The sequence below is a fragment of the Ewingella sp. C233 genome, from assembly GCF_055407225.1.
The window spans coordinates 18,365-33,318 of record NZ_JBUZRI010000001.1 but is presented as its reverse complement, the minus strand read 5'-3'; the positions used below and the strand labels follow the sequence as shown (position 1 = coordinate 33,318).

At 53.0% G+C, this 14,954-nt stretch carries 13 protein-coding genes; 9 read left to right on the top strand and 4 right to left on the bottom strand.

The window, feature by feature from the left end; genetic code table 11:
- Window positions 1-121: 121 nt before the first annotated feature.
- Complete coding sequence (gene pdxR, locus ACZRKO_RS00150; RefSeq protein WP_463735265.1) at window positions 122-1,570, bottom strand: MocR-like pyridoxine biosynthesis transcription factor PdxR; 1,449 nt, start codon at window positions 1,568-1,570, stop codon at window positions 122-124.
- A gap of 110 nt (window positions 1,571-1,680) precedes the next feature.
- On the opposite strand from pdxR, the gene ACZRKO_RS00145 reads away from it, so the two are divergent.
- The 5 genes from ACZRKO_RS00145 (at window position 1,681) to nrdF (ending at window position 6,183) form a co-directional block, all read left to right on the top strand.
- Window positions 1,681-2,112 (top strand): carboxymuconolactone decarboxylase family protein, encoded by a 432-nt coding sequence (locus ACZRKO_RS00145; protein WP_463735264.1) that lies wholly within the window; start codon window positions 1,681-1,683, stop codon window positions 2,110-2,112.
- A gap of 279 nt (window positions 2,113-2,391) precedes the next feature.
- Window positions 2,392-2,631 carry a glutaredoxin-like protein NrdH gene (gene nrdH, locus ACZRKO_RS00140; RefSeq protein WP_463735263.1) on the top strand — a complete coding sequence of 80 codons (240 nt, stop codon included), beginning with the start codon at window positions 2,392-2,394 and terminating at the stop codon, window positions 2,629-2,631.
- A 10-nt stretch (window positions 2,632-2,641) separates the two neighbouring features.
- Window positions 2,642-3,046, top strand: a complete 405-nt coding sequence (nrdI, locus tag ACZRKO_RS00135; RefSeq protein ID WP_463735262.1) for a class Ib ribonucleoside-diphosphate reductase assembly flavoprotein NrdI — start codon at window positions 2,642-2,644, stop codon at window positions 3,044-3,046.
- Window positions 3,028-5,190 carry a class 1b ribonucleoside-diphosphate reductase subunit alpha gene (gene nrdE, locus ACZRKO_RS00130; RefSeq protein ID WP_463735261.1) on the top strand — a complete coding sequence of 721 codons (2,163 nt, stop codon included), beginning with the start codon at window positions 3,028-3,030 and terminating at the stop codon, window positions 5,188-5,190. The genes nrdI and nrdE overlap by 19 nt, the downstream gene beginning before the upstream one ends.
- A 9-nt stretch (window positions 5,191-5,199) precedes the next feature.
- Window positions 5,200-6,183: a class 1b ribonucleoside-diphosphate reductase subunit beta gene (nrdF, locus tag ACZRKO_RS00125; RefSeq protein WP_463735260.1), complete on the top strand. Its 984-nt coding sequence runs from the start codon at window positions 5,200-5,202 to the stop codon at window positions 6,181-6,183.
- 191 nt (window positions 6,184-6,374) lie between these two features.
- On the opposite strand, the gene ACZRKO_RS00120 is transcribed toward nrdF, so the two are convergent.
- The 3 genes from ACZRKO_RS00120 to ACZRKO_RS00110 form a co-directional block, all read right to left on the bottom strand.
- The gene (locus tag ACZRKO_RS00120) at window positions 6,375-6,914 is read right to left on the bottom strand and encodes an OmpH family outer membrane protein (protein ID WP_463735259.1); all 540 of its coding nucleotides are present in this window, start codon (window positions 6,912-6,914) and stop codon (window positions 6,375-6,377) included.
- 176 nt (window positions 6,915-7,090) lie between these two features.
- Complete coding sequence (locus ACZRKO_RS00115; RefSeq protein WP_463735258.1) at window positions 7,091-7,651, bottom strand: C40 family peptidase; 561 nt, start codon at window positions 7,649-7,651, stop codon at window positions 7,091-7,093.
- Window positions 7,652-7,856: 205 nt separating this feature from the next.
- A complete protein-coding gene (locus tag ACZRKO_RS00110) occupies window positions 7,857-9,212 on the bottom strand; it encodes a 2-hydroxycarboxylate transporter family protein (RefSeq protein ID WP_463735257.1) in 1,356 nt (451 codons plus the stop codon).
- Window positions 9,213-9,526: 314 nt separating this feature from the next.
- Here ACZRKO_RS00110 and ACZRKO_RS00105 point away from each other — a divergent pair, with 314 nt between their 5' ends.
- The 4 genes from ACZRKO_RS00105 (at window position 9,527) to proW (ending at window position 14,882) form a co-directional block, all read left to right on the top strand.
- The gene (locus ACZRKO_RS00105; protein WP_463735256.1) at window positions 9,527-11,155 is read left to right on the top strand and encodes an ATP-binding protein; all 1,629 of its coding nucleotides are present in this window, start codon (window positions 9,527-9,529) and stop codon (window positions 11,153-11,155) included.
- 17 nt (window positions 11,156-11,172) lie between these two features.
- The gene (locus tag ACZRKO_RS00100; protein ID WP_463735255.1) at window positions 11,173-11,916 is read left to right on the top strand and encodes a response regulator; all 744 of its coding nucleotides are present in this window, start codon (window positions 11,173-11,175) and stop codon (window positions 11,914-11,916) included.
- Window positions 11,917-12,504: 588 nt separating this feature from the next.
- Complete coding sequence (gene proV, locus ACZRKO_RS00095) at window positions 12,505-13,701, top strand: glycine betaine/L-proline ABC transporter ATP-binding protein ProV (RefSeq protein ID WP_463735254.1); 1,197 nt, start codon at window positions 12,505-12,507, stop codon at window positions 13,699-13,701.
- The gene (gene proW, locus ACZRKO_RS00090) at window positions 13,701-14,882 is read left to right on the top strand and encodes a glycine betaine/L-proline ABC transporter permease ProW (RefSeq protein ID WP_463735253.1); all 1,182 of its coding nucleotides are present in this window, start codon (window positions 13,701-13,703) and stop codon (window positions 14,880-14,882) included. Before proV ends, proW begins: the two co-directional genes overlap by 1 nt.
- Window positions 14,883-14,954: the final 72 nt, after the last annotated feature.

Here is a 14,954-nt window from a genome sequence, read left to right as displayed (position 1 = left end):
ATCCGCTTTAACTTGCTTTGACGACGGGGCCATCTGGCCCCGTTTTCTATGGTTCTTATTCCACGGTTTCCACGGTGCTTATCCCGCGAGTTTTTATCCCATAGCCTATAGCTATAGATAGTCAGCCGGTGAGCACGGCCGCCAGTCGCCCTGCCAACTCGTGCGCCTGTTCCTGTGAGCTGATATTCGGAAATCCCATCAGTAAACCATTAGGCCGCAGCGCATCCCCCGTTTCACGCCAGTTTATCTGCCAGTCTGACACCGCCTGCACCGCCAGTCCGTTTTCACGCGCCCGCCTGGCGATGTCGGCATCATCGAGATGTTTACCCAAACGTACGCAAAGCTGGATACCGCCAATTTGTTCAGTGACCTGTAAAACCTCTGCGGGAAAAGCCGCCGCCAGCGCCTCAGCCAGATAACCACGGCGTTCAGCGTAAAGCTGGCGCATACGCTTGGTATGACGGTAAAAATGTCCCTGTTCAAGAAATTCCGTGATGCTGGTTTGCAGCAGCGGCGGCGTGGCGCAGGGGCGCAGCGGGCAATACGCTTCCACCTTTTCGACCAGACTTTCCGGCACCACCACATAGCCACAACGCAGCGCCGGAAACATCGTCTTGCTGAAGGTACCCGCGTAAATCACCCGCCCCCTGGTGTCGAGGCTTTTCAGAGAAGGCAGCGGCTGGCCGTGGTAGCGGAACTCACTGTCGTAATCATCTTCGATGATCCACGCCTGTTCTCTGGCCGCCCACTCCAGCAGAGCCATACGGCGCGATAAACTCATGGTCACGCCGGTCGGACTCTGATGCGCGGGCGTCACTACGGCAAAGCGCGCCTGCGGAAATTCCACCACTGCCTGCGAAACGTTCATTCCCTCGTCATCAACGTTCACTGCCATGGGCACTGCACCGGCAGCGCGGAAAAAAGCCTGTGTCACCGGATAACCGGGATCTTCCAGCCAGACACCATCGCCTTTATGAAACAGGCTGCCGATGAGTAAATCCAGCACGGCGGCATAGCCGGCACAGATAAATATCTGCTCCGGCTGGCAGGTAAAACCGCGGGAGAGTTGCAGGTAGCGCGCAATGGCGCTGCGCAGCGCAGCGACGCCGGTCAGCGGCGGATGGCCAAACTCGTTGATGCTGGTATGCCGGATCTGACGTGCGACGATGCGCGACCAGATAGCGCGTGGAAAAGCGTCCAGCGCGGGCAGCCCAAGTTGAAACGGCAGCGAAGAGAGGGAGGGCAACATCGGGTTAATGGGTTTAGATACGGGCTTTCTGTCCGCCGCAGAAAGGGACGCGGGGATCGGCCCGAGCGACGCACTGACGACTGTTCCCGCCTGGCCCCGGCTTTGCAGAAAACCTTCTGCGGTCAGCAGGCCATACGCATTTTCCACCGTGGCCCGTGCGACACCCAACTCACTTGCCAGCGTGCGCACTGATGGCACGCGGCTGCCGGTCTTCAGTTTTCCTTCCATGATAGCCGTCTTCACCCGGTGATAAATCTGCCGGTAAAGCGGCGCGTGATGCTTCGGATCGAGGTGAAAGGAGAGGCTGAAGCGGCTCATCATGACCTGCTTAAAAAGACATTTTATGGCCCTGTAGTATAGACCATGCGCGACGTAAAGTAGCGATCATTGAGGCGCGCTGTGCGCCCCTGTGTTTAACCGGGATTATGACTATGAATACGCTTCGCCTGCCTTACTTCACCCTCTCCTCTTCCGTGATGGACCCAATGGTTGCCGCACTCGGCGCACTGGAAAAAGGCCCGCTGGATAACGTGATTATCGAACTGGCCTTCCTGCGCGTTTCGCAAATTAATGGCTGTGCGTACTGTCTGGATATGCACTCAAAATCATTGCGTAAAATGGACGTCTCCCAGGCCAAACTGGATCAGCTGGCGGGCTGGCAGGTGAGCCATGCATTTTCTGAGCGCGAGCGCGCGGCGCTGGCATGGGCTGACAGCGTCACGTTAATTGCGGCAACCGGGGCACCGGACAGTGTTTATGAGCCATTGAAGGCACATTTCAGCGACGTGGAAATCTCCGAACTGACCTTCGCTATCGGCCTGATGAATGCCTTTAATCGTCTCGGTGTCGGGATGCGTCAGTAATATCGCAGAAAATAGACAGTTCGATTTTTGACCACAAGCCTGCGTTAAAAAAGTTTTCATCTCCCAGCCCGCGCCCTGCGGGCTTTGCCGTATTTGCAATAAGCAAATTTAAAATATCTACATATTGTATGGTTGATAATTTAAATCACCACATCTAGTATTCATCTCATCGGGACGCCACAAGGGCACCGGTACTCGTCGCCCCTTTCATGCTGAAGCAATCGCCACAGCGACCGGGCAAAACCGTCTCTGATTTCTTTACAGATGGAAATACGAATCATGAGCATTATTATTTACAGTAAGCCTGACTGTGTCCAGTGCAACGCCACCTACCGCGCCTTAGATAAACACGGCATCGCTTATGAAGTGATCGATTTGACCTTAGACGCTGTCGCTCTCGGGCAGGTACGCGCCATGGGTTATCAGCAGGTGCCGGTGATTGTGGCCGGTGACGATCACTGGTCGGGTTTCCGCCCGGACAAAATCAGCGCCCTGCGCCAACTTCAGAACGCGTTCTGAGGGCCGGCGGATGAATCCGTTGGTCTATTTTTCCAGTAGTTCAGAAAACACCCATCGTTTCGTCGGCAGGACTGGTTTGCCGGCGATACGTATCCCGATTGACCGGCAGCCTGAAAAACTGCGCGTGACGTCGCCGTACATTCTGGTAGTACCGAGCTACGGCGGCGGTTCGGCCAAGGGCGCGGTGCCAACGCAGGTGATCCGTTTTCTGAACGATGAACAAAACCGTTCGCTTATCCGCGGCGTTATTGCCGCCGGAAATACCAATTTCGGCGCAGCGTATTGCATTGCCGGTGACATCATCGCCCAGAAGTGTCAGGTGCCTTACCTGTACCGCTTTGAATTACTGGGTACGCCGGAAGACGTTGCAAAGGTTACACAGGGAGTTACTGAATTTTGGCAACGACAGAACTGAATCTCACCGAGGCGGACACCTCCAGCCCGGACTATCACGCGCTCAACGCCATGTTGAATCTATTCGATGCCGAAGGCCGCATCCAGTTCGACAAAGACCGGCTGGCCGCGCGTCAGTACTTTCTACAGCACGTTAATCAAAACACCGTGTTTTTCCACAATCTGGCGGAGAAGCTGCGCTATCTGGTGGAAGAAGGTTATTACGATGCGCTGGTGCTGGATCAGTACGCTTTCGATGATATCAAGGCGTTATTCAAGCAGGCTTACGCCAAAAAATTCCGCTTCCAGACCTTTCTGGGCGCCTTCAAGTATTACACCAGCTACACGCTGAAAACCTTCGACGGCAAACGCTATCTCGAGCGCTACGAAGACCGCGTGTGCATGGTGGCGCTGACGCTGGCGCGCGGCGACATTCAGCTCGCCGGTCATTTTGTGGATGAGATCATTTCCGGCCGCTTCCAGCCCGCGACACCGACCTTCCTCAACTGCGGCAAAAAACAGCGCGGCGAACTGGTCTCCTGCTTCCTGCTGCGTATCGAAGACAACATGGAGTCGATTGGCCGTTCAGTGAACTCGGCGTTGCAACTGTCCAAACGCGGCGGCGGCGTGGCTTTCCTGCTGACCAACATTCGTGAAGTCGGCGCGCCGATTAAGCGCATCGAAAACCAGTCCTCCGGCGTGATTCCGATCATGAAGATGTTGGAAGATGCGTTCTCTTACGCCAACCAGCTCGGTGCGCGTCAGGGCGCGGGCGCGGTCTATCTGAACGCGCATCACCCCGACATTCTGCGTTTCCTCGATACCAAGCGCGAAAACGCCGACGAGAAAATCCGCATTAAAACGCTCTCACTGGGCGTGGTCATTCCGGACATTACGTTCGAACTGGCGAAGAACAACGAAGATATGTACCTGTTCTCGCCGTACCACGTCGAGAAAGTCTACGGTGTGCCGATGTCCGAAATCAGCATCACGGAGAAATACCGTGAGATGGTCAACGACAAGCGCATCCACAAAACCAAGATCAACGCCCGTGAGTTCTTCCAGGTGCTGGCCGAGATTCAGTTTGAATCTGGCTATCCGTACATGATGTTTGAAGACACGGTCAACCGTGCCAATCCGATCAAAGGTCGCATCAACATGAGCAACCTGTGTTCGGAGATTTTGCAGGTGAATACCGCGACGGTGTATAGCGAAGATCTCTCCTATCAGCAAGTCGGCAAAGATATCTCCTGTAATCTCGGCTCGCTGAATATCGCCTCCGCCATGGACTCACCTGATTTCGGCAACACGGTGGAAATGGCGATCCGCGCACTGACGGCGGTGTCAGACATGAGCAATATCCGCTCGGTGCCGTCGATTGATCAGGGCAATCAGGATTCACACGCCATAGGCCTGGGTCAGATGAATCTGCACGGTTATTTATGCCGCGAGCGGATTTATTACGGTTCCGAAGCCGGGCTGGATTTCACCAATATCTATTTTTACAGCGTGGCGTATCACGCGGTGCGCGCCTCGAATCAGCTGGCGATTGAGCGCAGTCAGCACTTCAAAGGGTTTGAGGATTCGACCTACGCCAGCGGCACTTATTTCGATAAATATGTGGATGACGCGCAGGCACATCTTTGGCAGCCGAAAACTGAACGCGTGCGCGAACTGTTTAGCGACGCCGGGATTGCTATCCCGAGCGCCGACGACTGGAGGCAGTTGAAAGCGTCAGTGATGCAGCACGGGTTGTATAACCAAAACTTGCAGGCGGTACCGCCGACCGGTTCGATTTCGTATATCAATAACTCGACGTCAAGTATTCACCCGATTGTGTCCCGCGTGGAGATCCGTAAAGAGGGCAAAATCGGCCGCGTGTATTATCCGGCGGCATTCATGACCAATGACAATCTGGATTACTACCAGGATGCCTACGAAATCGGCCCGGAAAAGATCATTGATACCTACGCGGAAGCCACGCAGCACGTCGATCAGGGGCTGTCGCTGACGCTGTTCTTCCGTGATACCGCCACCACGCGCGACATCAACAAAGCGCAGATCTATGCCTGGCGTAAGGGCATCAAAACCATTTATTACATCCGTCTGCGTCAGATGGCGCTGGCAGGCACCGAAGTTCAGGGCTGCGTGTCCTGCACGCTTTAAGGAAAAATCATGAGTGGAATTAAACAACTGCTGGTGCCACAGCCCATCAGCAAAGCCATCAACTGGAATAAACTTCAGGATGATAAAGATCTGGAAGTGTGGAACCGTCTGACCTCGAACTTCTGGCTGCCGGAAAAGGTGCCGTTATCCAATGATATACCGTCGTGGGCAACGCTGAGTGCGCAGGAAAAGCAGCTGACGATCCGCGTATTTACCGGCCTGACGCTGCTCGACACCGTGCAGAACGTCGTCGGCGCGCCGACGCTGATGAAAGACGCCGTCACGCAGCATGAGGAAGCGGTGTATTCAAATATCTGCTTTATGGAAGCGGTACATGCGCGTTCATACAGTTCGATCTTCTCGACGCTGTGCGCCACCGTGGACGTTGATGAAGCCTATCGCTGGAGTGAAGAGAACGTTGCGCTGCAAAATAAAGCCGCGATCATTCTTTCTTATTATGACGGCGAAGATCCGCTGATGAAGAAAGTCGCCAGCGTGTTCCTCGAATCATTCCTGTTTTACTCCGGTTTTTATCTGCCGATGTACTGGTCGAGCCGCGCCAAACTAACCAACACCGCCGATCTGATCCGTCTGATCATCCGTGATGAAGCGGTGCATGGTTACTACATTGGCTATAAATTCCAGAAAGCGCTGGCACTGGAAAGCGAAGAACGTCAGCGGCAGATAAAAGAACAGGCGTTTGATCTGATGCAGGACTTGTACGATAACGAGATCCGCTACACCGAAGAGCTATACGACGGCGTTGGCTGGAGCGAAGACGTGAAGAAATTCCTGCATTACAACGCCAACAAAGCATTGATGAATCTCGGCTACGAAGCACTGTTTCCCGCCAGCATGGCGGACGTGAACCCGGCAATACTGTCCGCATTGTCGCCGAATGCCGACGAAAACCACGACTTCTTCTCGGGTTCGGGTTCATCGTATGTCATTGGAACCGCGGTGAATACAGAAGATGAGGATTGGGATTTCTGATAGGTCATTCGCTCCGGTCAGTACATCAAGGAGCGGAAAAGCTTAGCAAACGGTAACTAAGCAGAAAGTATTTAGAAAATTTTCATAAAAATGCCCCTTATTATATCTTCCTATAAAAGATTTAATAAGAGGCACTTATGTATTAATCATCAAAAACAATAAATCACATCGTAAGGTTGTTATTTATTCTTTCATTTAGATTCTGCTACCGGCTCAGATTCTTCTTTCTGCGTAATTTTCGGCAGGTCACCAAAACTGACTTTGGTATCCTTCAGTGAAGCAACCAGATCAGCACTGACATCCAGATCTTTGGAGTAACTCAGGGCGCTTCGTACTGGCATGATCGCGTCAATGTGGTGAGCAGCGCGGTATTGTTCTGCAACCTGCGCAACCTGACTTAACACGATATTATTTGCTGCTGCTTGCTCTGAATTCCATTTTGCATTCAATATGGCACTGTCGGCCTGACGTGCCTGCTCGACTTTGTCTTTCGGCAGGTTTTTATAGGTTCCTTCAGCCAGTTTCGCACCGTCCATAAGACGTTGACGTACCGCTTCCAGATGTGTTTTTTCCTGAATAGCAAGGCCTGAGTCAACAATAACTTGCTCGATGTTGACGAATTTCATTTGTTTTTCTGCAACAGATTTTGAATCGCAACCGGTAAGCATGGCGCTTGCCATTAATACAACAATAAGCGTTCCTGCCATACGGTTAAAAACGGTAGATTTCATTTCTTTTACTCCTGAGTGGGACAGCATTTAATATGCTGAAACCAATTATCAACTACAAAAAAATCACTTCAATTAAGATTGGCTAACAAATTACTTTATAAAAACCAAAAGGGACATTTCAGGTATAAGAACCACTAAGAGAAGCTCTTTATCTTTCCTAAAATAGTTTTGGGAAATCAACTCATCAACTCCAGACGGCGGGCGGTTTCGTAATGGTTAATCCAGTACTGATCGTCGAGTGACGAAATAGTTACGCCCTGCGATTTTGAGGCATGAATAAACTCGTGATCGCCAATATAAACGCCCACGTGGCGGGTATCGGGTTCGGTCTTGAAAAATACCAGGTCACCCGGTTTCAGATTTTCTTTGCTCACACGTTCCCCATTTTTAATCTGCTGAACGGTCGTGCGCGGCAATTTCTTGTGCAGCGAATCCTGGAATATTTGCTGCATCAGCGACGAGCAGTCCACCCCATCACGCGTGGTGCCACCCCAGTGGTACTGCGTGCCTTTCCAGTTGGAATACTGGGCCAACAGCGCAGTTTTCACCACTTCAGCCCGGCCACCCTGGCTCGTTTCAATAAGCGGTGTTACCTGCGTAAATAATTCAGGTTGTGAATAGCTTGCGAGTTCGAAAGTAGATAGTTCTTTCGGCATATTAAAGGCAAAGGAATGAGTGCTAAGCAGAGCCGATGCTGTAAACAGTATTGCGCAGGTGAAATTTTTAGTGCGGGACATGAAAAGTTTCTTTATTAGTGAAATTATGACTAATCCTTACCAGAGCACCACAGACCGGGTGGCGGACTCTTCTTTGAGTGCGCAAATAATAACCAATGAATAATAAATAACCACCCCTTGTAATTACCAAAAAGTGGCATTTGAATTTTTTGCTCAATAAACCAATCCCTTCCAAAAGAAGGGATCAACATAGACTTGTTTTAGATCAAGAAAAGAACTTTGCCAGAACCAGTAAACCGACGGTGACATTGATTGCTCCGCCGATGCGGGTGGCGATTTGCGCAAACGGCATTAATGCCATGCGGTTGCCTGACGTAAGAATAGCCACATCGCCGGTGCCGCCCTGCCCGCTCTGGCAACAGGAAACAATCGCGACATCAATCGGGTGCATACCGATTTTTTTACCGACAAAGAAACCAGTGCCGACCAGCGCACAAACCGTCGTGACGATCACGCACAGGTTTTGCACCGTGAAGGCGTTCACCAGCTCCTGCCACGGCGTGATCGCCACGCCAACGGCAAACAACACCGGATAGGTCACGGCGGTGCGGAAAAATTTATACACCACCATCGAACCCTGCTGAATGGTCGGGGAAACCCCGTTGACCAGTTTGAGTACCACCGCCGCAAACAACATCCCCACCGGCGCAGGCAGGCCAATCAGACGCTGCCCGAGCATCCCAACCATATACAGCAGGATCGCCAGCAAAGCGCCACAGGCCAGTGCGTTCACATCAGGCTTTCCGGAAAACTCTTCCAGGCCATGGTCAAGCAGGCCTTTTTTGGCTGGCATCAATTGGCCTTCACCGGTCAGATGCGGATAGCGTTTCCCCATTCTGTTCAGCACGCCCGCCAGCACAATGGCCGTCAGACCACCGAGCATCACAATCGGTAAAATGCGTCCGAGCGCCACGCCCTGCTCCATATGCAGGATCGTCGCATAACCCATCGACAGCGGGATCGCCCCTTCGCCCACGCCGCCCGCCATGATCGGCAGGATCAGGAAGAAGAACGTCTGGAAAGGCGGCAGCCCCAACAACGTGCCCATCGCCAGCCCCGCCACCATACCGACAATCTCACCGCACAGCATCGGCACAAAAATCCGCACGAAGCCCTGGATCAGCACCTGACGGTTCATGCTCATGATGCTGCCAACAATAATGCAGCAGATGTAGAGATAGAGAATATTGGTGGATTTGTAGAACTTGATGGTGGAGTCCACGACCACATCTGGCAATAGCCCGTAATGCACCATCGCCGAGGGAATAAAGGTGGCGCAGATCGCCGCCGCACCGAGTTTTCCTACCAACGGCAGGCGCTTACCCAGTTCGCCACAGGCAAAGCCAAAGAAGGCCAGCGTTGCCACCATGACCACGATATCGCTCGGCAGTTTACCGTTCAGGCAGTCGAGAAAAATCAGCACACCTGCCAGCAGGAAAAACGGCAGCGGGATGATCCCTATTTTGTAGTTATCCAGAATATGCCACCAGCGCTCTTTGGCTGAGAGGATAGGCTTTTCGGGGTCTTTGGCGACCAGATAGGAGTCATCGGATGTGCTCATGACATTGCTCTCTTTTTATCAATAACATTATAGAAAGTGAGCATAGAAATCGCCGCGCACGCGGGTTGTGAGGTTGCTCAAAGTAAAACCGCTGATTTAAAGGTTGTAATGGTGTTAATGACGTTAATGCTACTGCGCTTGCAATCCTTATCAGCTTTGTAGCAAATCACACGCTTACCCCTATTATTCGTGGGTCTATCCGCGGCATTCCGTGCGGTCTATGCGCTTTTGCTCACAACCTGACAGCGCGGGGAATGTTACCGGTGAAAAACGCGTGTTAGGCTTATTCTTCAATTTTCGCCCCGGCAGCCCGAATGAAATTACGATTAACCTTCCAGATAAAACTTTTCCTTAGCCTGGTGGCCTTTTCCTCTGTGCTGCTGGCTCTGGTCGGTGCCTTTCTTTTTCACACCATTGATCGTCAGTTGAACCATGACCTCGGCAACCGCGCCAAGGTGCAGGCGGCGCAAATCGCCCTGATGCCCGGTTTGTCTGAATTGGTCGAAGCCCATGACAGCGCGGGGATTGCCCGTTTAGTCGCGCCGCTGCGGGCGAAAAGTGACGCCAGCTATATTGTGGTGGGTGACGCTAACGAAAATCATCTCTACCACTCTCAGTCGCCGGATCGCGTCGGCAAGCCGATGGTCGGCGGGGATAACGCGGGCGTGCTGGCAGGAAAAACCATCATTTCTGTACGTCAGGGCGGCATCGGCATTTCGCTGCGCAGCAAAGCGCCGGTACTGGATACGCAAAATAAGGTGATCGGCATTGTCTCGGTCGGTTACCTCACGTCATACATCGATGACATTACGGTCAGACAGCTGGCGCAAGCGGCGCTCTCCGGCATACTGCTGTTGGTATTGCTGTTTATCTTCTCGTGGCTGTTCAGTAAAAATCTTAAAAAACAGATGTTCTGGCTGGAACCCAAAGAGATCGCCCTGCTGGTTCGCCAGCAAAAAGCGCTGCTGGAAGCCATTTATGAAGGGGTGATCGCTATTGATGACCGCCAGCGCATCATCTCGATAAATCATGCAGCCCGCGAACTTCTGGAACTCTCCCAGCCCGAAGACGCGCTGATAGGCCAGAACATCCGCGACATGATCCACACCGATGACGGATTTTTTGCCAGCGATAGCGCGACTCCCAACCGCCACGATGAAGTGGCCCACTTTAATCAGCGCCTGGTGATCGTCAACCGGGTGCGTATCGAACTGGAACCCGCCACGCAAACCGGCTGGGTATTCAGCTTCCGCGATAAAAATGACATTAATACGCTCAGCAGCCAGCTCAGTCAGGTGAAGCGCTATGCCGATAATCTGCGCATCATGCGGCATGAACAGCTCAACTGGACTGCCACGCTGGCCGGTTTGCTGCATATGAAACGTTATGATGAAGCCATCGGTTATATTCAGGCGCAGTCCGAGGGCGCACAGGCAGTACTGGATTTTGTTTCAGCGCGTTTTGCGTCACCGACGCTGTGTGGTCTGTTGCTGGGCAAATTTGCCAGCGCACGCGAAAAAGGCGTGACGTTGAATTTCGATCCAGCCTGTCAGCTGCGCCGCCTGCCTGCAGCGTTGACAGAGTCAGAACTGATGTCGATTATCGGTAACTTAATCGATAACGCGGTCGATGCCACTTTGGCGGCACCGGCACCGCATCAGCCGGTCGAGTTTTATCTGTCGGACAGTCATGATGAACTGCTGATAGAAGTGGCCGATCAGGGCACCGGGATCCGGCCTGAAATTCGCCCGCAGATTTTTGAACAGGGTGTGACCACAAAGCCGCTATCGGCCGCTGACGACACCGGAGGCGAACATGGCATCGGTCTCTATGTGGTCGCCCGTTATGTCCGTCAGGCGCACGGTATGATTGAAATTTCGGACAATGCGCCGCGTGGCACCGTGTTTTCGCTGTTCATCCCTAATCCGCCGCAGGGCGTATGAGCCAGTCAGGAACGATAATGAACAACAGTAATGTACTCAACAACAGCATCAATCAGGGCAGCGCGCTGGACGTGATGATCGTCGAGGATGAACCCTATCTGGCAGGGCTGCACCGCGATTTTATCGAGCAAAATTTTAACCTGCGGGTGGTCAGTATTGCGGCGACGCTGGCGCAGGCCAAAACGCAGTTACAGCTCTACCGGCCGCGCCTGGTGCTGCTTGATAACTATTTACCTGACGGTCAGGGCATTGAGCTCATTGACAGCGCGCTGCTGAAAAGCCTCGACTGCTCGGTGATTTTCATCACTGCGGCCAGCGATATGCATACCTGTAGTCAGGCCATGCGCGGCGGCGCGTTCGACTACATCATCAAGCCGGTCTCCTTCCAGCGCCTGCGTAATTCTCTGGAGCGGTTTCTGCAACTGGTACATCAGTTGCGCCACGTCAAGGTGCTGGATCAGCAGGCGCTGGATCGCCTCTATAATCTGCCCGCCAGCGACACGCCCGCAGCTCCAGCCACGAAAGGAATTGAGCCCAACACGCTGGAGCTGGTTCAGCGCGTTTTCAGCGAAGGAGACGACCGCAACTGGTCGGTCGATGAGGTGGTAGAACAGGTGGGGATCAGTAAAACCACCGGCCGCCGCTATCTGGAATATTGCGTGGAAATTGGCTTTATTGCCGTGGAAATGCAGTACGGCAATATTGGGCATCCGCGCCGCCTTTATCGAAAAATAGCAAGTGGAGAAAAATCCGTATCCTGATACTCAATTTTTGCATTTCATCCTGCCGAATTCCCTGTCTCTGCCGGTGGCAACACCGGCCAATTCCCCGCCGATGGCCTGCCATCGGCTCATTAATTCCTTTAATCTTCACATTTCAGACAACCGGTAAATTTACCCGTTTCACGCCAGGCTGAAATCTCTAATTACACCGAAAAATACACGCTGCTAAATTCGTATTACATCGCCTGATACCTCTCAATTATCCCCAGATAAACCCACACGAAAACAAAAGTTATTAATTACTTAAAATTCAATTATTTAAATATATAATCCCCACACCACACCCCCCCGACAATTAGCAAAAATACCGGGGGATTGGCGCGCGATAATTTGTCATTAAATGTCAACGGCAAGACCACAAAATTAGACGCGCCAGATACACACATATACACGAGCAGAATCGCAATCACGAATATTCTTCAGAAACATTGAGACTTGTCTCAGAATTTCGATGTGTTAGGGTATAACGCGTTCACTATTTCGTTACAGGTATGACTTTATACGGTCCAACAAAAAAAATAGACATCGAGCCGACACGGCTACTTATATCCAAGGAATGCACATTGCATGGCAATTAAAATCGAAGTAAAAAATCTTTATAAGGTATTTGGCGAGCACCCTGAGCGCGCATTTAAGCTGATAGATTCAGGTAAAGGTAAAGAAGAGATTTTCGAGAAAACCGGGCTGTCACTTGGTGTGAAAAACGCCAGTCTGGCCATTGAAGAAGGCGAGATCTTCGTCATCATGGGGTTATCCGGTTCCGGAAAATCCACCATGGTACGCCTTCTCAATCGTCTGATAGAACCTACCCGCGGTGAAGTGCTGATTGACGGCGAAGATATCGCCAAGATCTCCGAGTCGAAATTGCGTCAGGTACGCCGCAGCAAAATCAGTATGGTGTTCCAGTCGTTCGCCCTGATGCCCCACCTGAATGTGTTAGATAACACGGCGTTCGGGATGGAGCTGGCCGGCGTCCCGGCGCAGGAGCGTAATGAAAAGGCTCTCGACGCATTGCGTCAGGTGGGTCTGGAAAACTACGCCAACTCCTATCCGGATGAGCTGTCCGGCGGGATGCGTCAGCGTGTGGGTCTGGCCCGCGCCATGGCCAACAACCCCGACATTCTGCTGATGGATGAAGCCTTCTCGGCACTCGATCCCCTCATCCGTACCGAAATGCAGGATGAACTGGTGAAATTGCAGGCGCAGCATCAGCGCACCATCGTGTTTATTTCCCATGACCTCGACGAAGCCATGCGCATAGGCGACCGCATCGCGATTATGCAGGGCGGCGAAGTGGTACAGGTCGGTACGCCGGAAGAGATCCTGAATAACCCGGCCAACGATTATGTACGCACCTTCTTCCGCGGCGTGGATATCAGTCAGGTCTTCAGTGCCAAAGATATCGCCCGTCGTCGTGGCACGTTGATTCGTAAAACCCCCGGTTTTGGTCCGCGTGCAGCCCTCAAGCTGCTCGAAGATGAAGACCGCGAATATGGTTATGTGCTGGAGCGCGGTCAGAAATTCATCGGCGTGGTGTCGATTGATTCTCTGAAAGTTGCGCTCAAGGCCAATCAGTCTCTGGATTCCGCGCTGCTGGAACTTCCCGCACCGGTGCAGGCAGATATGCCGCTCAGTGAACTGATTTCTCATGTCGCCGCCGCGCCTTGTGCCGTGCCGGTGGTCAATGAGGACAATAACTATATCGGTATTATTTCCAAGGCCATGTTGCTTCGTGCCCTGGATAAAGAAGGGGGTAACGAATAATGAAGAATTCAATTCACGACAGCATCGTTCAACATGCGCAGGCCGCGTCACAAACGCTGGATGCAACCATTGATCCATGGAGTGCAGACAACGCCAGCGGCGGTCATGCCGCAGCAGCACAACCCGCGGCTGACGCTGCCACCAGCAGTGATCCGTGGGGCGGTGCCAGCGATGCGGCCACCAGCGCACCTGACACCACGCACCACGCCGCCGCACAGGCTAATGACTGGCTGACTGTGGCTCCGGCACAGCATGATCAATTTACTATTCTGGATCCGTTCCACACTACGCTTATCCCGCTGGATCGCTGGGTCACCGAAGGGATCGACTGGCTTGTAACGAACTTCCGTCCGGTGTTTCAGGGTATTCGTGTGCCGGTCGATTTCGTCCTGAGCGGTTTTCAGCACGGACTGGAGTCACTGCCCGCGCCGATTGCCATGCTGATCTTTGCGCTGATCGCCTGGCAGATGGCAGGCCTTGGAATGGGTGCTGCAACGCTGGTTTCACTGGTGATCATTGGTGCTATCGGTGCCTGGTCTCAGGCTATGGTTACGCTGGCGTTGGTGCTGACCTCGCTGTTCTTCTGTGTGCTGATAGGGCTTCCGCTCGGCATATGGCTGGCGCGCAGCAAAGGTGCGGCGAAGATTATCCGCCCGCTGCTCGATGCCATGCAGACCACACCGGCGTTCGTCTATCTGGTGCCGATCGTGATGCTGTTTGGTATCGGTAATGTGCCGGGCGTTGTCGTCACCATTATCTTCGCCCTGCCGCCTATCGTGCGTCTGACGATTCTGGGTATTAACCAGGTGCCGGAAGATCTGATAGAAGCCTCACAGTCCTTCGGGGCCAGCCCGAGCCAACTGCTGTTCAAAGTACAGCTGCCGCTGGCGATGCCGACCATCATGGCCGGTATTAACCAGACGCTGATGCTGGCGCTGTCGATGGTGGTTATCGCCTCGATGATTGCCGTTGGCGGCCTCGGCCAGATGGTTCTGCGCGGCATCGGCCGTCTGGACATGGGTCTGGCGTCGGTCGGTGGTGCAGGTATCGTTATTCTCGCCATTATCCTCGACCGTCTGACTCAGTCGATGGGTCAGGACAGCCGTAGCAAAGGCGGCCACCGCTGGTTTACCCGCGGACCGGTTGGTCTGCTGGCAAAACCTTTTGTGAAAAAAGCCTGATCACCAGCACGACTTTCCCGGCGGTTTCGCCGCCGGGAACTCTCTACTAAGCAGAAGTCCACTCTTACGTAT

What these genes read in the sequence shown, in the direction of transcription:
- pdxR (WP_463735265.1), bottom strand. Translation starts at nt 1,570, where the DNA reads ATGATGAGCCGCTTCAGCCTCTCCTTTCACCTCGATCCGAAGCATCAC.
- ACZRKO_RS00145 (WP_463735264.1), top strand. Translation starts at nt 1,681, where the DNA reads ATGAATACGCTTCGCCTGCCTTACTTCACCCTCTCCTCTTCCGTGATG.
- nrdH (WP_463735263.1), top strand. Translation starts at nt 2,392, where the DNA reads ATGAGCATTATTATTTACAGTAAGCCTGACTGTGTCCAGTGCAACGCC.
- nrdI (WP_463735262.1), top strand. Translation starts at nt 2,642, where the DNA reads ATGAATCCGTTGGTCTATTTTTCCAGTAGTTCAGAAAACACCCATCGT.
- nrdF (WP_463735260.1), top strand. Translation starts at nt 5,200, where the DNA reads ATGAGTGGAATTAAACAACTGCTGGTGCCACAGCCCATCAGCAAAGCC.
- ACZRKO_RS00120 (WP_463735259.1), bottom strand. Translation starts at nt 6,914, where the DNA reads ATGAAATCTACCGTTTTTAACCGTATGGCAGGAACGCTTATTGTTGTA.
- ACZRKO_RS00115 (WP_463735258.1), bottom strand. Translation starts at nt 7,651, where the DNA reads ATGTCCCGCACTAAAAATTTCACCTGCGCAATACTGTTTACAGCATCG.
- ACZRKO_RS00110 (WP_463735257.1), bottom strand. Translation starts at nt 9,212, where the DNA reads ATGAGCACATCCGATGACTCCTATCTGGTCGCCAAAGACCCCGAAAAG.
- ACZRKO_RS00105 (WP_463735256.1), top strand. Translation starts at nt 9,527, where the DNA reads ATGAAATTACGATTAACCTTCCAGATAAAACTTTTCCTTAGCCTGGTG.
- ACZRKO_RS00100 (WP_463735255.1), top strand. Translation starts at nt 11,173, where the DNA reads ATGAACAACAGTAATGTACTCAACAACAGCATCAATCAGGGCAGCGCG.
- proV (WP_463735254.1), top strand. Translation starts at nt 12,505, where the DNA reads ATGGCAATTAAAATCGAAGTAAAAAATCTTTATAAGGTATTTGGCGAG.
- proW (WP_463735253.1), top strand. Translation starts at nt 13,701, where the DNA reads ATGAAGAATTCAATTCACGACAGCATCGTTCAACATGCGCAGGCCGCG.